Origin of the sequence: Photobacterium sanctipauli, assembly GCF_003026495.1 — a bacterium.
GTDB lineage: Bacteria > Pseudomonadota > Gammaproteobacteria > Enterobacterales > Vibrionaceae > Photobacterium > Photobacterium sanctipauli.
Window position 1 is genome coordinate 1 of the sequence record NZ_PYMA01000004.1, and the last position, 25,573, is coordinate 25,573.

At 43.3% G+C, this 25,573-nt stretch carries 21 protein-coding genes and 1 pseudogene; 11 read left to right on the plus strand and 11 right to left on the minus strand.

The features are described 5' to 3' along the window. The first annotated feature begins 448 nt into the window (after positions 1-448). Complete coding sequence (locus C9I98_RS08500) at positions 449-1,318, plus strand: L,D-transpeptidase family protein (RefSeq protein WP_211318314.1); 870 nt, start codon at positions 449-451, stop codon at positions 1,316-1,318. A 42-nt stretch (positions 1,319-1,360) separates the two neighbouring features. Here the strand turns inward: C9I98_RS08500 and C9I98_RS08505 are convergent, their stop codons facing one another. Continuing rightward, the gene (locus C9I98_RS08505) at positions 1,361-1,987 is read right to left on the minus strand and encodes a hypothetical protein (RefSeq protein WP_051902651.1); all 627 of its coding nucleotides are present in this window, start codon (positions 1,985-1,987) and stop codon (positions 1,361-1,363) included. A gap of 291 nt (positions 1,988-2,278) precedes the next feature. Here C9I98_RS08505 and C9I98_RS08510 point away from each other — a divergent pair, with 291 nt between their 5' ends. The 4 genes from C9I98_RS08510 (at position 2,279) to C9I98_RS27015 (ending at position 6,568) form a co-directional block, all read left to right on the plus strand. Next, positions 2,279-3,661, plus strand: a complete 1,383-nt coding sequence (locus tag C9I98_RS08510; protein ID WP_036831161.1) for a histidine kinase sensor domain-containing protein — start codon at positions 2,279-2,281, stop codon at positions 3,659-3,661. A gap of 395 nt (positions 3,662-4,056) precedes the next feature. Then, a complete protein-coding gene (locus C9I98_RS08515; protein ID WP_036831158.1) occupies positions 4,057-4,431 on the plus strand; it encodes a hypothetical protein in 375 nt (124 codons plus the stop codon). Positions 4,432-4,639: 208 nt separating this feature from the next. Next, positions 4,640-6,340 (plus strand): HTH-type transcriptional regulator SgrR, encoded by a 1,701-nt coding sequence (gene sgrR / locus C9I98_RS08520; protein ID WP_036831156.1) that lies wholly within the window; start codon positions 4,640-4,642, stop codon positions 6,338-6,340. 105 nt (positions 6,341-6,445) lie between these two features. After that, positions 6,446-6,568: a hypothetical protein gene (locus C9I98_RS27015; protein WP_275451448.1), complete on the plus strand. Its 123-nt coding sequence runs from the start codon at positions 6,446-6,448 to the stop codon at positions 6,566-6,568. A 55-nt stretch (positions 6,569-6,623) separates the two neighbouring features. On the opposite strand, the gene C9I98_RS08525 is transcribed toward C9I98_RS27015, so the two are convergent. From C9I98_RS08525 to C9I98_RS08540, 4 genes are all read right to left on the minus strand, one after another. After that, entirely contained in the window at positions 6,624-7,832 is a 1,209-nt protein-coding gene (locus C9I98_RS08525; protein WP_036831154.1) for a serine hydrolase, read from the minus strand. Positions 7,833-8,020: 188 nt separating this feature from the next. After that, the gene (locus C9I98_RS08530) at positions 8,021-8,512 is read right to left on the minus strand and encodes a hypothetical protein (RefSeq protein ID WP_036831152.1); all 492 of its coding nucleotides are present in this window, start codon (positions 8,510-8,512) and stop codon (positions 8,021-8,023) included. Continuing rightward, positions 8,509-9,462 (minus strand): ABC transporter ATP-binding protein, encoded by a 954-nt coding sequence (locus tag C9I98_RS08535; protein ID WP_036831150.1) that lies wholly within the window; start codon positions 9,460-9,462, stop codon positions 8,509-8,511. The genes C9I98_RS08530 and C9I98_RS08535 overlap by 4 nt, the downstream gene beginning before the upstream one ends. Next, positions 9,459-10,301: an ABC transporter ATP-binding protein gene (locus tag C9I98_RS08540; protein WP_107271858.1), complete on the minus strand. Its 843-nt coding sequence runs from the start codon at positions 10,299-10,301 to the stop codon at positions 9,459-9,461. Before C9I98_RS08540 ends, C9I98_RS08535 begins: the two co-directional genes overlap by 4 nt. Before the next feature lie 475 nt (positions 10,302-10,776). On the opposite strand from C9I98_RS08540, the gene nhaD reads away from it, so the two are divergent. Both nhaD and C9I98_RS08550 read left to right on the plus strand, forming a co-directional pair. Next, positions 10,777-12,198 (plus strand): sodium:proton antiporter NhaD, encoded by a 1,422-nt coding sequence (nhaD, locus tag C9I98_RS08545; protein ID WP_420848116.1) that lies wholly within the window; start codon positions 10,777-10,779, stop codon positions 12,196-12,198. A gap of 168 nt (positions 12,199-12,366) precedes the next feature. Then, the gene (locus C9I98_RS08550; RefSeq protein WP_107271859.1) at positions 12,367-14,295 is read left to right on the plus strand and encodes a diguanylate cyclase domain-containing protein; all 1,929 of its coding nucleotides are present in this window, start codon (positions 12,367-12,369) and stop codon (positions 14,293-14,295) included. 78 nt (positions 14,296-14,373) lie between these two features. Here C9I98_RS08550 and ltaE read toward each other — a convergent pair whose 3' ends face one another. Then, positions 14,374-15,381: a low-specificity L-threonine aldolase gene (gene ltaE, locus C9I98_RS08555; RefSeq protein ID WP_211318317.1), complete on the minus strand. Its 1,008-nt coding sequence runs from the start codon at positions 15,379-15,381 to the stop codon at positions 14,374-14,376. 253 nt (positions 15,382-15,634) lie between these two features. Between ltaE and C9I98_RS08560 the strand changes: the two genes are divergently transcribed. Continuing rightward, a complete protein-coding gene (locus C9I98_RS08560; protein ID WP_036819875.1) occupies positions 15,635-15,937 on the plus strand; it encodes a hypothetical protein in 303 nt (100 codons plus the stop codon). A gap of 158 nt (positions 15,938-16,095) precedes the next feature. Here C9I98_RS08560 and C9I98_RS26810 read toward each other — a convergent pair whose 3' ends face one another. Next, positions 16,096-17,061, minus strand: coding sequence for a PKD domain-containing protein (locus C9I98_RS26810; protein WP_342749925.1), 966 nt, complete (start codon positions 17,059-17,061; stop codon positions 16,096-16,098). Between the two features lie 24 nt (positions 17,062-17,085). After that, positions 17,086-18,711: pseudogene (locus C9I98_RS26815) on the minus strand (glycosyl hydrolase family 18 protein); the annotation flags it as partial. A gap of 589 nt (positions 18,712-19,300) precedes the next feature. On the opposite strand from C9I98_RS26815, the gene C9I98_RS08570 reads away from it, so the two are divergent. Continuing rightward, entirely contained in the window at positions 19,301-19,918 is a 618-nt protein-coding gene (locus C9I98_RS08570) for a LysE family translocator (protein WP_036825060.1), read from the plus strand. On the opposite strand, the gene C9I98_RS08575 is transcribed toward C9I98_RS08570, so the two are convergent. The 3 genes from C9I98_RS08575 to C9I98_RS08585 form a co-directional block, all read right to left on the minus strand. Beyond that, complete coding sequence (locus C9I98_RS08575; RefSeq protein ID WP_036825058.1) at positions 19,907-20,782, minus strand: LysR family transcriptional regulator; 876 nt, start codon at positions 20,780-20,782, stop codon at positions 19,907-19,909. The genes C9I98_RS08570 and C9I98_RS08575 overlap by 12 nt on opposite strands. A gap of 164 nt (positions 20,783-20,946) precedes the next feature. Next, positions 20,947-22,071 (minus strand): N-acetylglucosamine-6-phosphate deacetylase, encoded by a 1,125-nt coding sequence (gene nagA, locus C9I98_RS08580; protein WP_107271860.1) that lies wholly within the window; start codon positions 22,069-22,071, stop codon positions 20,947-20,949. 113 nt (positions 22,072-22,184) lie between these two features. Then, complete coding sequence (locus C9I98_RS08585; RefSeq protein WP_051902091.1) at positions 22,185-23,102, minus strand: LysR family transcriptional regulator; 918 nt, start codon at positions 23,100-23,102, stop codon at positions 22,185-22,187. A gap of 106 nt (positions 23,103-23,208) precedes the next feature. Between C9I98_RS08585 and C9I98_RS08590 the strand changes: the two genes are divergently transcribed. Beyond that, the gene (locus C9I98_RS08590; RefSeq protein WP_051902093.1) at positions 23,209-24,624 is read left to right on the plus strand and encodes an MDR family MFS transporter; all 1,416 of its coding nucleotides are present in this window, start codon (positions 23,209-23,211) and stop codon (positions 24,622-24,624) included. Between the two features lie 151 nt (positions 24,625-24,775). Then, positions 24,776-25,537: a DmsC/YnfH family molybdoenzyme membrane anchor subunit gene (locus tag C9I98_RS08595; RefSeq protein WP_036820346.1), complete on the plus strand. Its 762-nt coding sequence runs from the start codon at positions 24,776-24,778 to the stop codon at positions 25,535-25,537. The last annotated feature ends 36 nt before the right edge of the window (positions 25,538-25,573 follow it).

Here is a 25,573-nt window from a genome sequence, read left to right on the forward strand (position 1 = left end):
CTTGAACATGTAAAGACAGGGTATGTGTTCAGCAATTACGCTGAATGGAAACGTGCATGAGCCGTATACGAGGTCCGTACGTACGGTTCTGTAAGAGGGATGAGGCGGTAACGCCTCACCCTACTTTTTGTGTAAATCAATACCCTATGTGGTTTTAACGCCATCTATAGGTGCCCCTCATGACAGTTTCACTGGTAACTTTGACGTTTTTATGACGTAACTTTTTTGCCTTCCCCATACAATCTCCATTAAGGCATACTGAAGCAAGGTATCTGAAGTAACGTGTCGTTACGGTGATATTTGGCTGAGTAGCCGAAGAAATGTGTCTCAAAATAGAGAATAGAAGAGTACATGGAATGTACCGTTGTAGAGTTTGCCATAATTTAGGGGATATAAAGATGGAGGCAGTATCGTGAGTCGTTTTTTGCTCCTTATATTAGCTAGTGTCATGACATTTTCGGCGCAAGCCGTTGAGTATAACCGTCCAGAGCCTGGTAGTAATATTGTCGGGGTGATGGAGTACTACCAAGTAAACAAAGGCGATAGCCTGCTGGATATTGCGAATAAGTATGACATTGGTTTGCTGTCATTAATGGAAGCAAATCGCGGTGTTGATCCATTTTTGCCGACACCCGGTTCATTGCTGACTATCCCGATGCAATTGATTTTGCCACCGGTGAAGCATGAAGGGATCATCATTAACCTCGCTGAATTGCGACTGTATTATTTTCCTGCAGACAATGCAGAAAAAGTGTATGTGTTCCCGATTGGGATAGGGCGGATAGGTCGAGAGACTCCTCGTATGACAACGAAGGTGAGCCAAAAAATTGAAAACCCGACCTGGACGCCTACAGCTAATATTCGTAGAGAATACCGTGAAAAGCATGATATAGAGTTGCCTGCGGTTGTACCTGCAGGGCCAGAAAACCCGCTAGGTGATTACGCAATGCGCCTTGCTTATGGTAGTGGTCAATACTTGATCCATGGTACTAATAAAGACTTCGGTATTGGTATGCGAGTAAGCTCGGGCTGTATTCGTATGAACCCTTGGGATATCGAATGGCTATTCCAGAATACGCCCCATGGCACCAAGGTTAAGATAATTAATCAGCCGCTGAAGCAATCAGTAGAACCTGACGGCTCTCATTATGTAGAAGTACATGAACCATTGTCTCGCACTGAAGCGCAAGCTGGCGAAACCAAAGTAGTGAAAGCGAATGATGAACTACTAAGTATGGTATCAGGTGATGAAGTGGCTGAAACTAAATTGAGCGCGGCATTGTTGCTACAAACGGGTATTCCTGTTCAGTTAAAGTAGCAGATAGTCATGATAAAGACGGCAGCCAATGGCTGCCGTTTTTTATTCGATATTGCTAGCAACGATTCTACTGTCGTTGAGCCCCTTCAGAGTTGTGGGGATAAAAGGAAGCGGCTTCAGATCCGGGTAGTGTTCGTTTTGAAGCATTCGATCTCGCATATTGGCATAGTCGTGCTGCACCATTCCAAATCCGCTCGGATAATTGGTATTCCAGAGCTGGCTTTTGGCTACAAGGCTAGAGGTCAAGAACTGGCCGATGTAAGTCACTTCGTTAGCTGCAATATTGAACCTAAGTCCGAGGTCATCACTGGTTTTTGAATAGACCTTATTGATCCCATTATTGCCAGTAAAAGCGATGCAATATAACTCATACTCACCTTCTGGAAGTGGCAATGAAAATATGTGGCCTTTTTCCCACTCTGTTTGGTAGTGTGATGCAGAAGTACTGCTGTTTAGAACAATGGCATCATCTTTACCGACTTTTCGGATAAAGATTGTTGTTTTGAGCCCCTCACCCGTTGAAGGCCAAGAAGTGGTCACACCGAGACTGCCCGTTAGATAGCCAGTATTGGTTTCATTCGATTGATAAGAATCGGGTACTAGAGCATCAACCCCGGAACTACATCCTGTAATAATAAATAGGGCAACGATAAGAACGAATTGCCTCATAGATACATCCTTGCTTAAGTGTTAGCTGAGCTAATTTTTCCATTCTTTTCCATTACCTCGCACCAGATATGCCAAAGATAACGATAAAATGATATTACCCTTGTCGTGCGAAGAATTGCTTAAATATATGCTACAAAGTGTATTTGTAATAGCACTAAGCGTTAAAAATTAATGCTAGCTTCAAAAAATTACTCGATCGCAACGTAACTGGTAGGGTTTTCAATGGTTTTAATCAGGATCATCGGTTTTGAACTGTGATAACCTAAGCAAAATTTTTAACTAGTAATAACAATGGCTATCATTCGCTTTCGTCAATTAAGGGCGCACTTTGGGTTAGATGACAGAGGGGGCTTGGCATTTAAGCTCTTTTCCTATTTTGCTGTGAGCCTATTTCTTATCTTGATACTGCAAAATATTGCTGAGGCGGCAATGGTTCGGGCTCTGTTGCGTATTCCTGAAAGGATACAAACTGAGATGCTGGATCTCGCGTATCAAGCAGAAGTGATGATTAATGAAGGTGACATGGATGAGTTGGCTGATTGGGAGCGGGGGCAGAAGTATTCCTTGCATGTTATTACAGATACCAATACAGCTATCAGTGGGCGAACAATGCACCCGCACTTTGAGTTTAAGCTGAGCTTTACTAGAAGTATTGATACTATTTTTGATAATCGCGTCAGCCAACCTATTATCGGTATACCGTTAACTACTGGTCATCATTTGGTCATTCAGTTTCCTTATCAATACCACCCAGCGAAGAATTTTGCCTATTACTTTCTGGTCATTAAGTTTGTGATTGCCGTTCTTATTCTGGCTGTTTTCTCGGTTTTATTAGCAAGGTACCTCAAGACCCCGCTAGATAAGCTTCAACAAGCCAGCCATCAGCTAGCAGAAGGCGATTTCAGTGTGAGGGTCAGTCATGCTGTGGGTAACACGGTGACGGAGTTTTCAAGTCTGGCTTGTAGCTTTGACCATATGACACAACGAATAGAGGATTTAGCAGAGAAGCAACGCCGCTTAATTAGGGATGTTTCGCATGAATTAAAGACCCCCTTAGCGCGGCATGATTTGGCATTGCATCTTCTAAGGAAGAAATTACCTGAGGAAAGCCAGCCATTGTTGGCGAAGCTTGAACGTGAGTCGGATGAGATGAACGAACTGGTTTCAGAAATTCTCGAGTTTAGCCGATTAGAAAATGCGAGCTACGACGCTAACTTGCAGCCTGTTGATTTAGTGAGTTTGTGCCGTTACCAAGTACTAGAGTTACAAGATATGCTCAAGCCGGGGCAAACATTATCTTTTATTGGTAATAACGTAGATACCTATGCGCTAGCCGATCATCGACTGGTTTTGCGTGCAGTTAAGAATCTTGTAGGGAATGCGGTTAAATATGCTGGTGAGCAGGCCTGTATATGTGTCGAAGTGAAAGATACTGGTCACGGTGTATTGATTAATGTTGAAGATGATGGACAAGGTATAAAACAACAACATCTACAAAGTGTTTTTGACCCATTTACTCGACTAGAGTCGTCAAGGGAGAAGCGTACAGGAGGGTCAGGGCTTGGCTTAGCCATCGTAAGAGAAGCCATGCTCGTTATGCGTGGTGAAGCGACAGCTAAAAACCTAGATGCGGGTGGCTTTCAAGTGTCACTTTGGTTCTATCAAGCTCAGTAATTAGCATACGAACTGCTATTTGCCTTGTTAATAAAACATCAGATCTGCGGGCTGTTGAATTCCATATTTAATATCGGCCTATCTCTTTTGGTAGAGATAGGTTCTGCTGGATATGTAGAAGCATAGCCTATTCTAGTGAAAATCCTCACCAAGGCTCACCTTGTAAACATTTGTTACATTTTGCTGTGATTAACATTTTTTTAACCTTTTGCTATAATTTTCTTGTGTGATAATAAGTTAAAGTGTTGCAAAGTGTAAAATTATGAAAAGCAACCAAAACATCAGTTGGCTGGATGAAAAGGTTGTATGGATTTTAGGCAAATGATGGGAGAATAATGCCGTTAAAGAAATTCATATTGAAGGGATGCTTTTCCTACTCAACTGTCGAGGTGTTTATGAAATTCGGTCTGATTATTATTCTTTCTGCAATTGCTGGTGTTCTTTCAGGTGAGCATTTCCATTCTTTCATGGTTGGGTTTGGTGTTGCTTCTCTTGCTGTTGGTGCCGGTTATTGGCTATCTTTCCGTTGTTCAACTCGCTATCCACAGTTAGCTGTATTGATGCTGCTACTTGGCGTTTTCGCAAAAATTGCAGTGACGATTACTGGTGTTATGTGGGGGCTTGAAGCGAACTTGATTAGCTCGCCATTTATTTTCTCATTGTCTTACTTATTCTTCTCGCTAGTGGCAACATACGGCTACTTTAAACTGCGCGAGTACCAGTTGGCACAATCGGCGCAGCAAGTGGAGCTAGTAGCAGAAACTGCTTAAAAAAACCTAATAAAGACTTTAAGAAAACGAGCCAACTGGCTCGTTTTTTTGTGCAGAAAGAAGGTGGCATAGCCTCACTCGGAGCACAAGGTGGGGGTAAAACCTTAACTTCTGACGATGCCACCTATACCGCTTGGGTACAGCGCTATTTTTACGCTAAAATAGGAACCCTAAAACAGAAGAAATAAGAAATATAGGTTCCTCTTTTATGAGTGGTCAAAGGCTCAAGACCCAGTTTAAGCGTTTATATCAGCACTTTTCCGGTCAGGATAGTGATACCAACCTCCAGGATATTGCTGAGGTACTGTTCTGTACCCGTCGTAATGTTCGCATGGTTATAAACAAGATGGTTGACCAGGGGTGGATTGAATGGGAGCCTGCTGTTGGTCGAGGAAAACAGTCTCGCTTAACTTTTCATAGTACAGATAATGAGTTACAGCTAAATCATGCCCGGAAGCTTGTTGCCGACGGTAAGTTGGAGCCCGCTTTAGAAGCCTTGGGCAATAACGCTGATATGCTTGCGCAGATTATTCAAGAGCAGTTAGGACATACAACGGCACATGGTAAGCAAATCGTTCGATTACCTTATTACCGCGCATTTACCAACCTCAACCCCCTTCAGCCACTAAGGCGTTCTGAGCAGCATTTAGTAAGGCAAATCTTTAATGGCCTGACAAGAATAAATGAGGAAAAAGAGGAAGTGGAGGGTGATTTGGCCCATCACTGGGAGGCTATCACCTCTCGACATTGGCGCTTTTACTTGCGTCCGTCGGTGAGATTTCATGATGGGCGATTGCTCAATAGCCAAGATATTATTGCGACATTTGATACCGTTAAAACCCATCGTTTGTTCAGGCATATCGAACGCGTAGAAGCCCCTCACAATAACACCATTGATTTCATCCTAAGCAGCAGCGACCACCGACTTCCTGATTTGTTGGCTAATTTAGTTGCTGTTATCCAGCCAGCTGAAGCTGACCACTCAAAACAAAATGAGCTTTTTCCCATTGGTACCGGCCCTTATAAAGTGATTCAAAACGACAGTTCTAGGTTTAAGCTGGAAGCCTTTGACCAATACTTTGGCTTTCGTGCGTTGATCGACATTGTTGATATTTGGATGCTCTCTCAAGTGGCATCCTGTTATTTACAACCTGCCACAGATGTTACCCAACTGGGGGGAGTGAGTGTTTCTACAAGGCTGAAACTTGATGAAGGCTGCAACTTCCTTTTGTTTAACCGAGTTTCTGGCCTTACTTCAGATAAAGATTGGCTGGTGTACTTTCAAGGGCGTTTAACCGCGCTCAATATTCTTCAGCAGTTGGATAAGAATCAAATAGGCGATTTTCGTCTCACCAATGCTTACGGCATCTTACCGGGTTGGGCGCATGTGCCCTTGCACAGCCAAGTGACGCCACCACCGTCTAAACGAACGGTTACCATTGCTTTTGCTTGCCAGCATCCTGTTTATCCACATATCGCTGAAGCGATAGCGTCGTTGCTTGAGAAAGATGGCATTAAATTAAAGATGCTTGAGCTGACGACAACCGAGATAGCCCTTGGCAAACACGCTAGCCGTATTGACATGTGGTTAGGGGGCATGAGCTTGATGAATTACCGAGATGATGCATTGTTATCTTGGTTCTTTAATTTCGACCATATCGCTCGCGCGATGCCTGACGATGAATTTCAGTTACTTGAGCATGAAGTCGACATGTGGCGTAGTCACCCAGGCCAAGAGTCGCCATGCCAGCAAATTGGCGCGAAGCTCGTTGAGTATGGGCAGATCCTACCTTTATTCCATAACTGGTTAGGTGTGGATGATACTGGAGCTGTGCAGGGAATGCAGTCGAACTCGATGGGGTGGTTTGATTTTAAATCAGTGTGGATGAGGCCAGATCATACTCAATAAATGAGATCATACCTCTGACATTGTTTGTTCATGAAGTTGACATGTTTTGCTTTTAAAAAGATAGAGCAGCATATAGAGACCGATGGCAGCAAATGGAGAGTGATCATGTACGATTTTGAACCCGAAGATATGGATTACATTGAAGATGTGCTTTGGGATGAGAGCCAGTCAGAGATTGAGTATGATGATTGGTTTGAGTCCGAAGGCCATGATGATGACTATCAATAATAACAAGGAAAGCAGGCCATCAGGCCTGCCTTCTCGTATGGAAAATTGATTAATGCTATTTCGTCGTTGTTTCCGGCTCCCAATCTTGAGTCGCAAACCATTGATTAATAGGTCGCCATACCACATCTATCATCGACTTATACCAGGGTGCTTCTACCGAGGCTTCTTTCGCTAACAAAGCTTGCTCTGCAATGACTTGATCATTTAAGTACCAAGCGACCTTACCTACTTCTTGCCCAACTTCAACGGGGGCTTCCAAGTTGTGATTATAGTGGACTTTATAATCGATCTGCTTGCGTTGGCGCCTGGGTATGGTGACGGTGCCACCGTCTGCAACTTCAAGGTTGATAGAAGATGGTGAACCATACCAAACTTTTAATGGTGTGAGCTCCTTATCACCAAAATCTGGGGTGATGTCTTGATAGAAGCGAAAGCCCCAGGTTAAGAGCTTTTTACTTTCGGTTCGCCGTGTCGTCGCGCTTTTGGTCCCCATCACGACGGCAATGAGTCGCTGCCCATTTTGCTCTGCTGATGATACTAGGCTATAGCCAGCTTGCTTGGTGTAGCCAGTTTTTACCCCATCGACATTTAAGGTGGTATCCCATAGCAATGCATTACGATTGCCTTGCTTTATTTTGCCGAAAGTAAAAGACTTTTCCTTAAACATTGGGTAGATGTCAGGTACATCCTTAATGAAAGCACGGGTGAGTAGCGCCATATCATACGGTGTTGTATGTTGTTGGTCGGCATCTAAGCCGTGAGGATTGGCAAAATAGCTATCTAACATTCCCAGTCTTTCTGCATGTCTGTTCATCATTTCGATGAAAGCTGATTCATGGCCTGCTACATGCTCTGCTAGGGCAACGGTCGCATCATTGCCCGAAGATACGATGACACCGCGATTGAGGTCATCAACCGTGACTTGGTCTCCGACATTCAGGAACATTTTTGATGAACCAGGAAACTTTTTACCCCAGGCATTTTCACTGATGATGACGAGATCGTCTTCGGCTATATGACCCGCTTTAAGTTCTAGGCCGACGACATAACTGGTCATAATTTTGGCTAAACTTGCAGGGGCTAATTGTTTGTGCTGGTTGCTGCTAGCGATGACATGACCTGACTCATAACTCATTAACACCCAGCCTTTTGCTGCTACCTCTGGGGGGGAGGGAAGCTGTTGTTCAGCGAAGCTTGGTGCGGCTAGAGAGATGGATAACGCGGTGATGGAGAATAGTTGCTTTAAGGTGTGTCTTAACATCATTGCTAAATCATCCTCAATCGCTAAGGGCTTATATTGATAACAGTGGGCGGTCTTCGCGCTACTGGAAAACGTATCAATGTTGTTATTAGCTTAGTAAAAAATTGAGTTGGTATGATTTATTTGACGTTGGTTTTGTCTTGAAAACGAAAATTTGTATTGTCTATACCCAAGCAGCTTGGGTATAGAGATTAGAAACCAATGCCGTTATTTGATGGGTAAGCAAGGTTTTGATGATACTGGCCCTCCATGAATAACACATGGAAATTTACAAGTTCAATACTTTGCTGATGCCATTTATCCTCATGTTGGCGCTGACAAAATTCCATTAACCCAACAATCATGGTGTCTAGTTTTTTTAGACACCATCGTTTCATGTCAGGATCCTGATCTTGTGTGGTGGCCATTTCTTGAACCTTGCTGTAAGCAAATTGCAAGTAGCTAAAGGCTAGATCAATCTTCCCTTGGTGTTGGTAAGTGTTGCTGAGCTGAAGACATGCATCAAGCCAATAGGCGATAGCTTCGCTGTGTAAATGCGAATCAACTGAAACAAACATACCAGTAGGTGTGTTGTTGATGGCTTCTACTAAAATAGTGTCATCTCGAATGCCACTAACACCATTGGTGCTCGTAGCAAAATACCATACTTTGACTTGATCTAACCAAACCTGTATTTCATTCACGCAGCCACTCCCTCCTCCCAGTTCAACACAAAGTGATTAAAGCCGACTTGTTTCATTCCCGTACTGGGTTTCATGCTTTCGGAACGAATTTTGTCTGCACTTAAAGAGTAGTTTGGTTCAGATTCAACTAAATCGCGAAATGGTAAATCGGGATCTGGTACAGCTGATATCAATAATCGAGTATATGGGTGGGTAGGGTTTTTTAGTATGGCCTGAGTGTCGCCCCATTCCACAATTCTGCCTTTGTACATCACGGCAGTTTCTTCAGCTATGTAGTGGGCTGTGGCAAGATCATGGGTGATATACAAAAATCCGATACCCATTTTCTCTTTCATTTCTTTCATTAGATTCAGCACGCCTAGGCGGATGGAGACATCAAGCATTGATGTTGGCTCATCTGCAAGGATGACTTCTGCACCAACGGCTATCGCACGGGCCAGATTTATACGTTGCCGTTGACCACCGCTGAGTTGATGAGGGTACTTTTCTAAATCTTGAACAGGAAGCTCAACCAACCCCATTAACTCTTCAAGCTTTTCTCTTAGCTGTTGTTTGTTCGACACTTGTTTATGAATCAATAATGGGCGTGTTAGGTGATGTTCAATGGTATGAGTAGGATTTAAAGAACCAAAAGGATCTTGAAATACCATTTGAACCTTACTGCGGTAGTCTAGTGTTTCTTTGCGGTTTTTAATTTCATTAAGGTTTTTGCCACGATAGTGAATCTCACCTGAAGTCGGGGCATGAACTTTCGTGATCAATCTTGCACAGGTACTTTTGCCACAGCCAGATTCACCGACAAGCGCGAGAGTGCGCCCTTTATGCAGGCTAAAACTAATGCTATTTAGGGCTTTGAAGGTATCTTGTTTGCCGAAGCCGCCACCGGTTGAAAACTCCTTGACTACATCTTTCAGTTCTATGATTGGCTCAGGAGTGGTTGATGTATTCATACAGTGTCTTCCTCTGTGATCGCGATATGCTGGCTATTTTCATGAATATTAGGGAACGAAGCCCATAACTGTTGGGTATATGGATGCTGCGGATTGTTACGAATTTCTATTGAGCTGTTCACTTCAACTATTTCACCATGCCGCATAATCGCTATGCGGTTACAAAGTTGGGTCATGAGCGCTAAGTCATGAGTGATGAATAACACTGAGAAATTAAATTCTTTCTGTAGCTGGAAGATCTGTTGGAGAATTTCACGCTGTACTACAACATCAAGTGCCGTCGTTGGTTCATCCATAATGATCAGTTTAGGGTTTAGGCTAAGTGCAATGGCGATGACCAAACGCTGACGCATACCGCCACTGAATTGGTGAGGATAATCATTAAGGCGCTCACGTGGAATATTAACTAAATCAAGTAGTTTAAGCGCTCGCTCTTCAGCTTGCGCATTTGAATATCCTAAGTGGTGGCGCATGACATCAGCAAACTGTTCTTTAAGAGGTAGGACGGGGTTAAGGGCATTCATCGCACTTTGGAAAACCATGGCTATTTCGCTCCAGCGAATTGCTCCCATGGCTTGTTCTGTTAACTTGAGTAAATCATTATCTTCAAAATGAACTTGTCCATGGGTGATAAGGGCTGGTGGCTTATGCAGTCTATTGATAGCAAAGGCGATCGTACTTTTACCGCAGCCGGACTCTCCGGCTAGGCCAAAAATTTCGCCCTTACCAATATCAAAACTCACTCGTTTTACGGCTTTAAAATCACCGTGATCAGTAATATAGGTGACCTCAAGATCCCTGACTTTAACCAAGGGGTTAGAATGATATGCATTTGACATTTTTTTCTCGCAAAAAATTAACTTCTGTAATGAAAATTATTATCATTTGTGTTTAATGTAAAGGTGAAAACATTGAATGTTGACTAGGTTAACAATTTGATTGTTTTTGTTTCATTGTTGCAGCCATGAATCGCGAATCCTTAATGTGACAGGAGGGGATTAATTCGAATAATTCAGCCCTCAAATTATTGAAGGTAGAGCGCTATGTGCATTTCGCTAAAAACTTTATTTCAAGTTGCTTAATTTAACGTTACGTACCGATATAGACTATTTTGTCAGTTGCGTATGAAATTGATGATTGATAAAGCCAACTTGGTTAAATCCTGCTATGAATTGGTAATAAGCAAAGATGCCTCTGTTAAAAAGGTGTTGCAATAATTGTTATCTTATTGGTTTGCTTCACGTAATTGTTGTTCAGGAAAGTGTAGACTAAGCACCATTGATTGAATCTCATGGAGTTGAGAAGATAATGAAAATGCGTTATTTGCTTGCTACTTTAATAGGCTTATCTGCCGCATCACCCGCTTTATCAGCGACAAACGGACTTGATTTAACCAGTTCAACCATTGGTTATGCTTCACTTATTGTCTTTGGTATCGCTTATTGCTTGGTGATGGGCGAGGAGTATTTACAGTTACGCAAATCCAAGCCAGTATTGTTAGCTGCAGGTATTATCTGGCTGATGATTGGCTATGTTTATCAACAGCATGGACAAATTGAGTTAGCGAAACAGGCGTTAGAGCATAATTTACTGGAGTATGCAGAGCTATTGTTATTCCTCCTCGTTGCGATGACGTATATTAGCGCAATGGAAGAGCGGCGTTTGTTTGATGCCTTACAAGCTTGGATGGTGAGTAAAGGATTTAACTTCAGAAGCCTATTTTGGCTAACAGGGATACTATCATTCATCATTTCACCTATCGCTGATAACTTAACGACTGCGTTGTTGATGTGTGCGGTGGTACTCAAGGTAGGAGGAAGCAACTTACGCTTTATTAATATTGCTTGTATCAATATTGTCGTGGCCGCCAATGCCGGGGGAGCATTCAGTCCTTTTGGCGATATTACCACTTTGATGGTGTGGCAAGCGGGTCTAGTTAGTTTTATGCAATTCAGTGATTTGTTTATACCTTCTGTTGTGAACTATATTATTCCTGCCGTCATCATGTCATTCTTTGTTCCGAAAACACAGCCGAATACAACAAGCGAATATGTTGAGCTGAAGCGTGGGGCAAAACGCATTGTGGCACTCTTCATCCTAACTATTGCAACGGCGGTAGCCTTCCATGCGGTGGTGCATTTCCCGCCTGTTATTGGGATGATGATGGGTTTAGCTTACTTGCAGTTTTTTGGATTCTATTTACGCAAAACATTACCACGCTCGCTGGAACGAAAAAAAGCCATTGCTTTGGCTAATCGTGACGAAGAAGCATTAAAACGAATTGGCTCAGTTGTGCCTTTCGATGTCTTCAAGCGTGTCTCTCATGCGGAATGGGATACTCTGCTATTTTTCTACGGTGTCGTGATGTGTGTCGGCGGCCTTAGCTTGTTAGGCTATCTTGGCATGGTGTCTGAAGTTATGTATAGCCAGTGGAACCCTGTCTGGGCCAATGTAATGGTAGGGATACTCTCTGCTATTGTCGATAATATTCCAGTGATGTTTGCAGTACTGACTATGCAACCTGACCTTACACTTGGAAATTGGTTATTGGTAACACTTACTGCAGGGGTAGGTGGTAGCATGTTGTCGATAGGATCCGCAGCCGGTGTTGCGCTAATGGGAGCAGCACATGGTAAATATACTTTCTTTGGTCATTTGAAATGGATGCCTGTAATTGCCTTGGGGTATATCGCCAGCATTATATGCCACCTGTTATTGAACAATAATCTATTTTAATGAGCTAGGCCAAAGGACGTTAAGTTTAGACATTACTGTATTTATTAATGATATCAAAGAGGACTATTTATAGTCCTCTTTGATAAGTGATGTATTTTTGTTTTTAATATGTATTAGTACCGCCTGGATAATGTCATAATGCTAAAATAGCGATCTTTACGAAGGAAAATGGTTATTCCGGTGATAATTACTTTCTTCCTTCTTTTTGTAATAAATATTGCATATAGCTATATAACAGTTGTAGAAACAAGAAAAGAGAATTTGTTAACAAGAACAAATGTTTTGTCTGAAGGCGTAGCCATAAATTTGAAGAAGGCGGTGATTCATGATGATGAGCTAAGTGCTAGAGAAATACTCGATGTGTTTAAAGTAGAACCTTGGGTTATTGATGTTATTGTAATAAATGAGAAAGGAAACGTTTTTGCTGAGTATGATAATTCAATAAGTTCTAGCTCTAATATTGTAATAGAAAATTATAGCTCTTTTAATGCGAATGTTCATGATTACTCTTTTAGTGATAATTTCTTGAGAGTAAGCTTTCCTATATATATTAATTCTGATTTATACGGGAACATGCTGATAAAAGCTTCATTAGATTCAATAGAGAAAGTAAAGGAAGAAGTCTTTAACTTTTTTATTGTGCTGTTGTTACCAATGATTATGTGTTGCTTAGTACTTGTTCAGCAGTTGGAATCTTGGGTCGTCGGGCCGATACTCCAGTTAAATAGAGCTATGCGTATAACTGTCAATAACCATAATACCACTAAACGCCTGGATGTTCAGTCAAGTGATGAAATTGGCAGCCTAGTGAAGTGTTTTAATGAAATGATGGGAAGCTTAGAGGCCAGAGATAGCTATATACAGAAAACCCTAGAGCAATTAGCCAATGAAGTCACATTTGCTGATGATGTCATCTCAACGATTAATCATGGCTTGGTTGTACTTAGCCGTGATGGAAAAGTTAAGATGGCAAATAGCACTTACTATAGTTTATTCCCAAATTCGAAAGATCAAATGATCGGCCAAAGTTTCAATAAGAGTACCTGTGATGAAATTTGGAATACTTGTGAGTCTTGGCTATCAAAGATGCACAATGAGACCAAATTCGAAGCCATTATTGAAAGTGTTAAGTATCATAATAGTGAACGATTTTATTTTATTACTGGTTGCAGGTTAAACAATGGCGAAGAACTATTATTAGTATTAGAAGATATTACAGATAAGCACTTGGCCACTCAGCAGCAACAGCTTGCTTCTCGTATTTTTGAGCAAAGCACTGATGGTATTGCAGTTATTGATAATAATAACCAGATAGTAATGATAAACCCGACATTATGTCGCTTGTTAAACAGACAAGCTGATAGTGTGATAAATGAACCTGTCACAAAACTATTTTCATCTATTCAAATTACATCAATAAACTCAATTCTGTTTGAACAGAGACGCTATTGGAACGGTGAGATTATAGAGGTTACTGCCGACGGTATACCGTTACCTATGGCTGTACATGCCAACTTGATTGGAACTGGATCCGACTCGAGAGTAGTGATTAATATCTCGGATTTATCGGGCGATAAGGAAATTGAACGCTTAGATTATTTAGCCCACCATGATGAGTTAACCGGGTTAGCAAATCGTACAAAGCTGTACACAGTTTTAGAGGGTATGTTGAGTACTCCTCAAAACTCAGAATATAACTTTGCTTTACTTTATATTGATTTAGATGGGTTTAAGCCAGTCAATGATACTTATGGCCACCATGTTGGTGATTATGTTTTACAGCAAATTGCGCTACGGTTTCAAAGAGTAGTGCGTGATAGTGATTTTGTATCGCGATTAGCTGGTGATGAATTTGTCATCGTTCTAAATCCCATCACAAGTTACGAAGTAGGCTATACGATTGCAAGCCGTATAAAAGAAGTGATTTCTGAATCTATTTACTTTGAGGGCTATGAACTGCGTTTGGGGGCCAGTATAGGCTTTAGCATGGTGAAAAGTGACAAGAACACGACTATAGAATCGGTGTTAGCGAAGGCGGATAGTGCTATGTACAAAGCTAAGAAAACAAACAATAAAGGTATTTATTATACCGATTAATTTGTTGCTGGCTGAGTAGTGAAGAAAGACGCCCCAGTAATTAGTTGGGGCGTTTTTAATTGGTTATTTGTTATGGCATCAAGCAATAGCAAGCTTAAGCGCTTTGATAAAGGTATCGATATCTTGACGTGTGATATCAAGGTGAGTAACAAGGCGCATAGGCTGGCCACCTGTTAGCAGGATACCTTGTTCTTTTAATGACTTGACTAATTGGTCTTGGTTAATTTTCTCCTCAACTTTAGCGAAGAGCATATTTGTTTCAACATGCTGGATGTTGACGCTAAACCCGTCGATTTGATTGAGCTGCTCGGCAAGGTATTTAGCATTATCATGATCGTCGCTAAGGCGTTTCGTATGTTCGGTAAGCGCAATTTTTGCTGCCGCGGCAAGAATGCCTGCCTGGCGCATGCCACCACCTAAGACTTTACGCCAGCGGCGTGTTTTTTCGATAAAGGCCTTATCGCCTAAGACCAAAGAACCAATTGGCGCACCAAGACCTTTAGACAAGCAAATTGTCATAGAATCAAAGTGTTGGCTAATTTCCGTAATATCAACATCAAGCGCTGCTGCTGCGTTATAAACACGCGCACCATCAAGGTGTAATTTTAGATCATGTTTATCAGCAAACTCTCTAGCCTTTGCTAGGTATGCCAATGGCAGTACTTTGCCATTGATGGTGTTTTCAAGGCTTAACAGGCGAGTACGTGCAAAGTGAAAATCATCAGGTTTGATCGCGGCTGCAAGTTTGTTGAAGCAAATGGTGCCATCTTTTTCGTTCTCAATTGGTTGAGGTTGAATCGAGCCTAGCACGGCAGCACCGCCACCTTCGAATTTATAGTTGTGGGCTTGTTGGCCACAAAGGTATTCGTCACCACGTTCGCAGTGGGCCATTAACGAAAGTAGGTTTGCTTGCGTGCCTGAACTGCAAAACAATGCACTTTCGAATCCGTGTCTTTTTGCCGCCCATTGCTCTAGTTCGTTAACGGTAGGGTCATCACCGTAAACATCATCACCGACATCTGCTACCGACATAGCATGGCGCATGGCTGAGGTTGGGCGAGTGACGGTATCTGAACGGAAATCTATCATCTGGGGCATCCTTGGTGTTTTTTTCCAATATATCATTTTGATTTCATCGCGGGAAACGAGAATATCTCTCCTTGTATTGTGAGTAGGTCAAAGATATAGGGGTTATGCAAACTGTATGGCGAATTATTGTGTCGTTTTAGTGAATTTTTATTGGGTTGTGGCTGGGTTGACTAAACTTAACATTGGCTTGGCACTTAGCTAAATCATGGCAAAGCACTGATATGGATGAATTCCAATAGGAGGCTGGAAAATGTTAGCTGAAAATAGACTTTTCACTCTGCCAGATGAGTCGGGGTTACATGCAGATATCACTGTGGTACCGACGGGGGAACTAAAAGTAACGATTCTTGAAAAAAATAGCAGTATGCAAGGCGACTTTAATCAACTGTACTTCTATTCAGACGGTAAGCGAACAGAGTTGGTGTGCAAAGATCAACTGGTCCCAGAAAACATTCAATGGCATGTTCATTTAGCCAATGATGATGCTAGGGAACTCGCGAAATTGATAGAAATGGCAGAAGAAGAATATGAAATTCTAATGCGGGATTTATAACGGCCAGTGGAAGGTGTAACAACAAGTAGAACAAGTTTTATTCAGCGCCTTTTCAGGGCTTAATGCCGCTACTCAAGCCACCTAATACAATTAGGTGGCTTTTCGTTATTTAGGTGGTTCTATATTTTAGCGGGTTTGAAAGGTGAGCAAATTAACCATTATGGGCAGGTTGCGTCACCAATATGTTCCCAGACACTTGATGACATGCTTGGCTCATCACCTTGTGTCCACCATTTCGCACGCCAGCGTGAACCATCATGGTTGACTTCATCACCACCGTTGTATGCAACACTTGCATTCCACCCGGCCTCTACATCACTGATTAATGACCATTCTTCTGCACCCAAAGATGGGGCAACATTTTGAGTCCAGTATTTGGCAGACCATACCAATTGATCGTGGCTAACCTTGTCGCCAGTGTTATAGACCGTATTCATTTGCCATGCAGGGTAGTTGTCGGCATCGGGATCGGTCATATCACATTCACCACCGTCATCAACAGGGTTTACCGTTATCATTGTTGTTGCGGTAGCATCCAATGAGCCATCAGAAACAAGAATTGAAACATCTGCTTGCTCTTGTTCTTCAACGCTAGGGGCTTTCAGGGTTATTGCACTAGTACCTTCACCAGCAATTACTTCAAAGTTATCCGGCGTCGTCCATGCGTAGGTGAGAGGATCATTGTCTGGATCCTCAGCCTTGGCGGTTACTTTGAAAACAGCCTCTGAATCAACAATTAGGCTCTCAGGCAGACTAACTGTAGGGGGCTGGTTTTCTTGCTCTGGTTGGTTTGTGATAGTGACATTGTCACTGTCTGTCAGTCCTTCACTTTCAGTGACGGTTAGGGTGAATGTGTAAGAGGTTTCTTTTTCTACACTTGGCACACTGATTGAAGCTTTAGCATTGGTCGGGTTTTCGATATAAACAACGTCACCCGAAGTTTGCTTCCACTGATAATCGAGAGTGTCTTGTCCCGGGTCATAAGAATTGGAGCCATCTAGAATGATCTCTGCAGGGCCACTAACTGTTTTATCAACGCCAGCGTTTGCTACAGGTGGCTTGTTTTCAGGTGGGTTACCACCATCGTCATCGCCGTGACCAAGTGCTTCGTGCATTGCATTCATGACATCGCTATTATCGGCATCCACTTCCCAGGAGAATAAGCCGGCAAAGCCATGCTCACGAACATACTTCCCTTTGGCTTTAATGGCACGTTCATTATCGAACGTGATCAACTCTTTAGTTTGAGGGTTCCATTGGTATGATGCTTCAGCTTGCTCATCGTAACGATTCTCCCAGCCATTGCCAGAATGCTTGTTAACAATTTCACGGTAGTCGACTACACCTGGCTCCCAAGTGCCGGCAATTGGGCCAGTAGCTTTACCTGTCATTGGGTTATCGCCAGTGTAGCTATGAACACCCGACCAGCCTCGGCCATATTTAGGGACACCAATCACTAACTTTTCAGGATCTAGCCCTTAAGCTAGTAGCGCTTTTACGCCACGGTCTGTAGTGAATTTAACCGCTGGGTTATGACTTGCATCGTATAGGCCAGATTGGTGGCCCAGAGTATTCAAGTCAAAAGCCCCAAACATGTCATAGTTCATCAAGAAGATGTAATCCATGTACTGCTGAGCTTGGCTATAGTCAACAACTTCGATCTTTTGCTCTGCAACGCCAATGGCTGAAGTAAGTTCATATGTACGACCAGTTTCAGCTGAGAGATCATCAAGCATTTCACGCAGTTCTTTCATGATAGTGACATAAAGCTCGCCATCACGTTCCTTGTCACCAAGATCAGGGTTGGCACCACCGCCGCCAGGATATTCCCAATCAATATCTACGCCGTCGAAGAATTTCCAGGTTTGCAGAAATTCTTTCACTGAGTTAACGAAGGTGCGACGGTTTTGCTCATCATGCATGAAATAGAATGGGTCTGATAACGTCCAACCGCCAATAGAAGGAAGGATTTTCAGATCAGGGTAGGCTTGTTTCAGTGCCATTAACTGGCCAAAGTTACCACGGTATGGGTCTTTCCAATCATTAACACCTTGCTGGCCTTTCTGAATTGCGGCCCATGGGTCATGAATACCCACTTTGAAATCAGCACGGCCGGCACAGGATTTTTGCAAAGACTCAAAACTGCCCGGAATCTGCTTCAAGCTATCGTTAAGGCCGTCGCCGCCACAAATTGGCGTAAAGCCATATATGATGTGGGTGATGTTTTGTGCTGGGATCTTATTGACTGGAAAATTACGGTCATAGACTCCCCATTCGACAAAATATGTTCCAACAACACTGCCTGTGGTATTGGTATAGGGTTTGTTGTTCTCAAGTAGCGGCGGTACGAGTGGCTCAAGGTGGCTACCATCGGTATCAGCAATGGTTAGCTCAACGCTATTACTGGTGCTACAGCCATCACTATTACAGAGTTGAACAGCCATATCATAAACGCCGCCTTTGCTCATGCCGAAAGCGGCGTTGGTGGCTGAACCACTGCCTGTCCAAACGGTTTCTCCATCAATGAGCACATTAGATGTTTCTGCTGGATCGCCGCTCCAAACAGTCCATCCTAATTCAACTGATACTTCGTCATGAATACCGACAACAATTTGGTTATAAGCGGGCTTATCTCTATCTAGCTCGACGAGGGCATAAGTATGTTCACCCCAGTCAATCGTTGGTGCCCCCGGTGCAGCTGCATAGGCCGTCGTCGAGAGCATTATACTGGTAGCCAAAAGGCTTAATGGGTACTTTTTCACGGTTAGCTCCATTAGTCATTATTAGATATGGAGACCTTAATTAACTTAACCTACCTGAGTGTCACCTAGCCCAGGGACAGTTTTTGTGGATTTGGTATTTGGTTGGTAAATAGTTAAAGGTCTTTTTGTATGAAATAGATAAGCGCGTTATTTTTTATTAAGTGGCATATATTACTTGTTATATATCGAAGTCATATAAAGCAAAGAACAATATATGGTTGCCAGCGCTTATCATTAAAACAAATAACAAACCAATTATTTGTCGTCAAAAAAAAGTCGTTGAAATTAATTCTGTACAGGAATAAAGTTTTGGTGCTGTGAGATTAGTTCAGGTTTTTATTTACATGTGCAATACTGATGCAATAAATATGCAATCTATCGCTCATTGCTCTTGTGTATGATTAGTTGGGCTTTGATTCTAGGTTTCTATAATTACACGGCATTTTCGATGGTTTTCTGTCTTGTTTTCTAGGCTTTGATGTTTGCTAGTGGAAAGCGGTATAGAAATGTAGTTAGTGCAATAACTAGTACTTGTTGTTTAAAAATGCATTATGTATATCTGTTGTGAATATATTGATAGGTTAAGGTTTGGAGGTTAGATTTGCCGTTTGAAAATTGGTTAGCTTTTATAGCGGCATCAGCCGTATTTGTTGCGATTCCTGGTCCAACGATACTATTGACGATTTCATATGCGTTAACGCATGGGAGAAGTGCAGCTATTGCTCTAGTTTCGGGGGTAGTCCTTGGTGACTTAACCGCAATGCTTGCCTCTCTTTTAGGTTTAGGGGCGATATTATCTTCATCTGCTGAACTGTTCTCTATCGTGAAATGGATGGGAGCGATATACCTTGTTTATCTTGGTGTGAAGTTATACTGCTCGCCTATTGAGCAGGAAGAAGGGCAGCAAGAAAAAGTGGCAAATCGTCTGCATATCTTTCGCCATGCATACATAGTGACGCTGCTAAACCCAAAAAGTATTGTGTTTTTTGTTGCGTTCTTCCCACAGTTTTTAGATACAACCCAGCCACTTGTACCTCAGATGATCGTGCAGGTGGTCACATTCCTTTGTTTGGCATTGTTAGCACTGAGTGCTTATGGCATTAGCGCATCCTTGGCAAGGCATAAGATAAGAAGCCCAAGCGTCCAGAAATGGATAAACCGTGTTGGCGGCTCCTTGATTGTGGGAGCCGGGGTGACCGCAGCTGGCTTACAACGTTGATCTAATTTTACTGATGAAGAACTGATAGCGTTTGCCCAGTTTTCGATGCTTTTTCTTAATCAAGAACAGTTTTTGAGTGACCGGTGTCGGTAGCGGAATGGTTTTTATCTCTGAAGGCGAGGGGAAGCTAGTAACGGCTTTTTCCGGTAAAACAGTAAACCCTAGTCCTTGTGAGACAGGGAGCAATATCTGGCTGAGCTGGTTAATATAGCCATTAATGGTGACTTTATTGAAATCAAAGGCGTCATCAGTATTGGCCTGATGGATCTGCTGCAAGTAGTGTTTTCCATCAGGATGGCTAATAAAGCCAAACTGATATAGCGCCTCCATCGAGAAAGTATCCGAGGGGTAGGTGGATGGCACCACTAAACAAAGAGACTCGACACCAATTTCTTCTTGGTCAATATTAGGATCCGATACTGGCTGGGTCACGATACCAAGCTCGGTTTGGTTGGATTTAAGGTTTTCGATTACAACCCGGTTGGGGGCGGCCTCTAAATGAATGCTCAACTCATTGTGTTCTTTTTGGTGTGCTAAAAAAAGCGGGTAAAGAAACATAGCGAGTGAGCCTGAGCAGGCAATATAGCACTCGCCCCGATAGGGTTCATCCTCTACCAGACTTTTAAGCAATTGCATATCATCACTTTGGCGTTGTACGCCATAACGGTAAAGGCTTTCTCCGGCAGGCGTCAGTTCAAAGCGCTTTCCTATCCGCTTTAGCAGCAGTGTCCCCGTTTGAGCTTCGAGTTTCTTAATATGCTGGCTTACCCCTGGCTGGGTCATGAACAGTTTTTCAGCGGTATGGGTAAAGTGCCCCGTTTCGACAAGGACAAGAAACGTGTTTAGCCATTGGGTATTAAGCATATACGATAACCTAACGTTATTAATTTCTTTAATTTCGATAAGAGATTATATACCCAAGTTACTTCTAGGTGCAGGTTTAGCGAGAATTGGTAAGCTTACAGGCAGGGAAACCCTAAACCACCGACCTATGTCGATAGTTTAAGGCTAAGTTGCAATGCGATATGTTAGAAGCGCTTGTGTCCCATCTGGTAAACACTCGACACGTTAAGTTGATCATCAATTAGGCTAATGTTGGCTTTATAGCCCTTCATAAGCTGGCCATATTCTTTATCGATGCCAATCGCTTTGGCTGGGTATAAGCTAGCCATTCTGAATGCCTCTTCAAGACTAATACCAACATGGTTCACGAGGTTGCGCACACCCTCAATCATCGTAATTGCAGCCCCTGCAATCGTGCCATCAGCGTAATGGCACTTGCCATTAGTGACAAAAGCGGGCGTACCTGCCATATCGTATTCCGTCATGTCGGTTCCCGCTGGTGTAACGGCATCGGTAACCATAAACAGCTTCTCGCCCAACAACTGGTGAGCAATACGCACTGATGCAAAGTCGGAGTGAATACCGTCGACAATGATTCCCGCGTGCGGTTTCTTATCAAAAATGTAGCCCACAGTACCAGGATCGCGTGAGCCAAGCGGTGTCATGGCATTATAAAGATGGGTCGCCATTTCAAGGTGGTTCTTTTCTGCTAGGTCTTGATAAGTGGCATTGGTATGGCCAAGCGATACCGTAATCCCTGCCTGTTTTAGAATATCAATGACACTCTGCGGCGTGTTCTCTGGTGCTAGCGTGACAACAGCGATGTTGTCTTTGTTATCAGCAAGGTAGTAGGCGGTTAACTCATCAAGCTCGCGGATATGGTTGATGTTATGAGCCCCTTTTTTTTCTTTGCTAATGAATGGTCCTTCTAAATGCAGACCAAGAATACCTTCATCTTGCTTGTTTTCAATGCTGGCGACTAAGCTGATAACATCACGCATACTGTTGTTATCACTGGTTATAAAAGTAGGTAAGTACTGCGTTGTACCATTAGCAAGGTTGGTGCTGTTCATAATGTCCAAAGTGCGTTTTTGGATATCCGTATTGAGTAACACACCGCCACAACCGTTCAGTTGTAGGTCTATAAACCCTGCAGTGGCCGTCAGGCCCTTACCATCGTGTGTGATTTCAGGCAGTTGAGCTTCGTCCATTGGCAGGATATCTTGAATGCTGTCGCCTTCGATAATAATGGCTTGATTATAAAGGGTTTCTTTTCCTGTGAAGACATTAACGTTGGTGATGGCGAACATAGGCAACCTACTTTTAGAAATTAACTTATTTTTAGTCTTTAAATAAGTTAATTCGTTACGGAAAATTTGTCAACATCACTGCAGCACTTTATGCGATAAAGAGATAGTTTCAGTTAGTTATTATTATAAATGCGATGTAGGAATTGTGTGGTACCGTTGCCTGTCCAACGTTCGTGGATGAAATCGATAAGCGCTTGGGTGCGCTCGGGCAACTGCTTGCGCTGTGGGTGAAGCATAACCACATCGGATCCTTCTAATTGCCAATCTGGCAGTACTTGCTGCAACTCTCCGCGCTTTATCCACTCTTTTGCATACCATTCAGGCAAGCGAGCCACCCCGTAACCGGCGATAGCGGTATAGTGGATACATTCCAGCTCATCTGATCGGATCCGACCATTATGTTGTAGGGTGTAATACTCACCACTTTGATGATGCAGTTGCCATTTCTGCTCTGGGTTAGATGTTAAGAGGCTATGGTGTTGCAAGTGCGATGGATGGGTAATAGGGGGGTATTGCTTTAGGTATTTAGGGCTAGCACATAGCAGCGCTGTATTATGGGCCATTCTCCGAGCTACCCAATCAGAGGATGGCTGTGAGCCGAAACGAAGCGCAATATCGATATCGCCCCGCAAGTAGTAGTCGGATTGGTTACCCAACTGAAACTGCAATTGAATATTCTTATGCTTTTCAGCGAACTCCAGTGCCAATTGACCAATTTGGTGTTGGATAGGGTTGATAGGCGCATTAATCACAATTAAGCCAGAGAGTTGCTCTTTTTCACCGTCCAGACTTACCACCCGTGTTTCAAGCTCATCAAAAATGGCTGCGAACTGATTGACGAATAAACGACCATCTTTGGTGAGCTGCATTTCTTTGGCGTGGCGAACCAGCAACTTACGCCCTGTGTCAGACTCAAGTTGTTGAATACGTCTGCTGAGGGTACTGGTTGGGATATTCTTCTTTCTTGCTGCCGCTGCAAAACTGCCTGACTTTACTACGTTGAGAAATAGCTCAAGATCATCAAGCTTCATGGTTTAGACCTCCTTTGTCCCATATTTGGAATCTTGGCCTTCATTATATCCTGTTTTCGAAAGGTGGCGCATCCATTATCATTAAAGGGTTAACGAAGGAGAAAATATGTCACCAAAAACGATTTTTGCCAGTGTGGCGCTGGTTATTGCCCTTGGCTCGTTAGAAAAAAGTATTGTTACCACTCCCTTGCCTATGATAGGTGACGACCTTGGTGCTGGGCAGGCGCTAACTTGGGTGATTACCGCCTATCTTTTAGCCGCGACTGCGGTCCTTCCTGTTTACGGTAAACTCAGTGATATTTTTGGTCGCGTGAAAATGCTGAACACCAGTGTCATTTTGTTCGTGATCGGATCGGTTGCCTGTGCGCTATCACAAGACTTGACCACTTTGGTTGCTTCACGCGTTCTACAGGGGATAGGTGGCGGTGGGCTGATTGCATTGGCTTTTACTGTCATTGCAGACACCATACCAGCCCGCGAGGTTGGTAAGTACCAAGGCTATATTTCCGCCGTTTATGCTGCCTCGAGTATTGCGGGCCCACTATTGGGCGGTTTTTTTGCTGAGCAGCTAAGTTGGCGCTGGGTGTTTTGGATTAATATCCCGCTAGGTGGTTTGGCATTGTATTTAATCAATACCAACTTGAAACACTTAAACCAAGGTCGAGCAAGTAAGTTTGACTGGTTGGGAGCTGGGCTATTAATGGTGGTAACCACGCTACTGTTGCTATTGCTCTCGCCTGAAGCCTTTATTAGTGAAGCGATGTTGATTGCAGCGCTCGTATTCGTACTTGGTTTACTCGTTGTTGTTGAAAGAAAGGCAGAAGATCCGATTTTACCAGCCCGCTTGGTCAAGCTACCGGGCTACTTAGTCAGTGTTGTGTTAATCATGTGCTCTCAATTGCTCATGTTTGCGGTGTTGGTATACCTTCCACTTCAAATGCAATGGCAAAAGGGAATGACAGCATCGATGAGTGGTCTGTTTATGATGGTATTTATGATGAGCATCACCGCAGGGGCTTATTTCGGCGGTAAGCGAATTGCCAAATCAGGCTATTACAAGTCACTGGTGGTGATTGGTTTTACCTTGTCCTCTTTTTCGCTAGGGATGCTGTACTTCGGTGAAATGACCTCATTAGCCCTCGCGCTCGCAGGGGTGGGAATTGGTCTTACCCTGCCGCCGCTGACTGTTGTTGCCCAAGATGTACTCCCGGCGTCAGACCGAGGCATTGGGCTTTCGATGTTTGGCTATGGCCGTGAGCTTGGCGGTGCTATGGGGGTGGCGATCTGTGCGGCTATATTCCATACCAAAGTACCTGTTGCTGTCGGCGAAGGCAGTGTTGATGGCTTGGCAAGCTTCGACCCGGTTCAGCTTGGAGAGGGGTTTGCGCTAACCTATGCAGGGATGGCGGTCATTGCAGTGTTTGCATTGGTGGTGGGTGTTACTGCGCTGAAAGCACGAGAACTTTCTAGCAGCGTTAAGAAGCCAGAAACAAGAGTGACAGCGCCCAAGATTGCAAAGTAAGCGTATTGAGCTCGTTATTTTGTCTTTAGCCCAGCTTATGCTGGGCTTTTTGTAGCACTATTTTCCTTGTTCAGGCAAAATACGCGGCTTTCTATTACATTGTCTTATCTGGTCAAACAGTAGCGTTTAGTTCAGATGAAAGAGGTGAGTTATGGCTTGGTATGAGTGGCCATTTATTCTTTCAAACGTTTTCTCACAGTTAGCGGTTGGTGCATTTATTGTTTTAGGCTTCGTTATTCTCAGCGGTAAGCTGTGTTTCGGCCAACTCGATCGGCTTCATAAAACCATGCAGGCGCTTTGGCTTTTATTCGCAGTGGCGTTGCTGTTGCGCGAAGGCAGCATGATGCTGTCAAGCTCAGAGGCTGCCTATCAATTTAGCCATGAAGCCTTTATGACGGCAGGCTTTTTTGTATCAGCGCTGCTGTATTGGTTTGCTGAAAAAGCACTGTTTGCGAGCGACACAGTTCGCAAGGGCTTGTTGATGGCTGTTATTGCCCTTGGCGTGCTATATCTTGCCAATGGTCTGTTGGTTAGAAGTGAGCAATGGTTGGTTGCATCTCACTTTCTTGCGACAACACTTTGCGGAGGTGCACTGTTGGCGCATTCGATGCTAATTCGAGCGCAGCACAAGGTGGAAGAGCTAAATGGTTGGTTGCCTAAAGTTGGGGCAGTGATCGCTGTGATCTGTTTGGTGACAGGCCTGCCTCAGATGGTTGATTTGATCTATATGGCAGAGCAGCATAATGAAGCGGCGCCATTTGTTGCCCAAGTGATCAGTTTAGGGTTATTGATTGCTGCGGTAGGGGTATGGTTTATGCCGACATTGACCAAGAGCAAGCCTGTTTTTAATGTGATGTCATTTGCGATGGTGATGATGTTCTTTTCTTCATACTTTGCTGGTGTGGGTTATTAACGTACCAATGAAGTGACTGTCTAGTCTTAGACTGCA

Bases quoted from the DNA above. Each gene is read 5' to 3' on its own strand.
- C9I98_RS08540 (WP_107271858.1), bottom strand. From the start codon at position 10,301: ATGTCAAATGCATATCATTCTAACCCCTTGGTTAAAGTCAGGGATCTT.
- C9I98_RS08585 (WP_051902091.1), bottom strand. From the start codon at position 23,102: ATGAAGCTTGATGATCTTGAGCTATTTCTCAACGTAGTAAAGTCAGGC.
- C9I98_RS08550 (WP_107271859.1), top strand. From the start codon at position 12,367: ATGGTTATTCCGGTGATAATTACTTTCTTCCTTCTTTTTGTAATAAAT.
- nagA (WP_107271860.1), bottom strand. From the start codon at position 22,071: ATGTTCGCCATCACCAACGTTAATGTCTTCACAGGAAAAGAAACCCTT.
- C9I98_RS08510 (WP_036831161.1), top strand. From the start codon at position 2,279: ATGGCTATCATTCGCTTTCGTCAATTAAGGGCGCACTTTGGGTTAGAT.
- C9I98_RS08590 (WP_051902093.1), top strand. From the start codon at position 23,209: ATGTCACCAAAAACGATTTTTGCCAGTGTGGCGCTGGTTATTGCCCTT.
- C9I98_RS08560 (WP_036819875.1), top strand. From the start codon at position 15,635: ATGTTAGCTGAAAATAGACTTTTCACTCTGCCAGATGAGTCGGGGTTA.
- nhaD (WP_420848116.1), top strand. From the start codon at position 10,777: ATGCGTTATTTGCTTGCTACTTTAATAGGCTTATCTGCCGCATCACCC.
- C9I98_RS08535 (WP_036831150.1), bottom strand. From the start codon at position 9,462: ATGAATACATCAACCACTCCTGAGCCAATCATAGAACTGAAAGATGTA.
- C9I98_RS26810 (WP_342749925.1), bottom strand. From the start codon at position 17,061: ATGAATGCAATGCACGAAGCACTTGGTCACGGCGATGACGATGGTGGT.
- C9I98_RS08515 (WP_036831158.1), top strand. From the start codon at position 4,057: ATGAAATTCGGTCTGATTATTATTCTTTCTGCAATTGCTGGTGTTCTT.
- C9I98_RS08500 (WP_211318314.1), top strand. From the start codon at position 449: ATGACATTTTCGGCGCAAGCCGTTGAGTATAACCGTCCAGAGCCTGGT.
- C9I98_RS08595 (WP_036820346.1), top strand. From the start codon at position 24,776: ATGGCTTGGTATGAGTGGCCATTTATTCTTTCAAACGTTTTCTCACAG.
- C9I98_RS27015 (WP_275451448.1), top strand. From the start codon at position 6,446: ATGTACGATTTTGAACCCGAAGATATGGATTACATTGAAGATGTGCTT.
- C9I98_RS08505 (WP_051902651.1), bottom strand. From the start codon at position 1,987: ATGAGGCAATTCGTTCTTATCGTTGCCCTATTTATTATTACAGGATGT.
- C9I98_RS08575 (WP_036825058.1), bottom strand. From the start codon at position 20,782: ATGCTTAATACCCAATGGCTAAACACGTTTCTTGTCCTTGTCGAAACG.
- C9I98_RS08525 (WP_036831154.1), bottom strand. From the start codon at position 7,832: ATGATGTTAAGACACACCTTAAAGCAACTATTCTCCATCACCGCGTTA.
- sgrR (WP_036831156.1), top strand. From the start codon at position 4,640: ATGAGTGGTCAAAGGCTCAAGACCCAGTTTAAGCGTTTATATCAGCAC.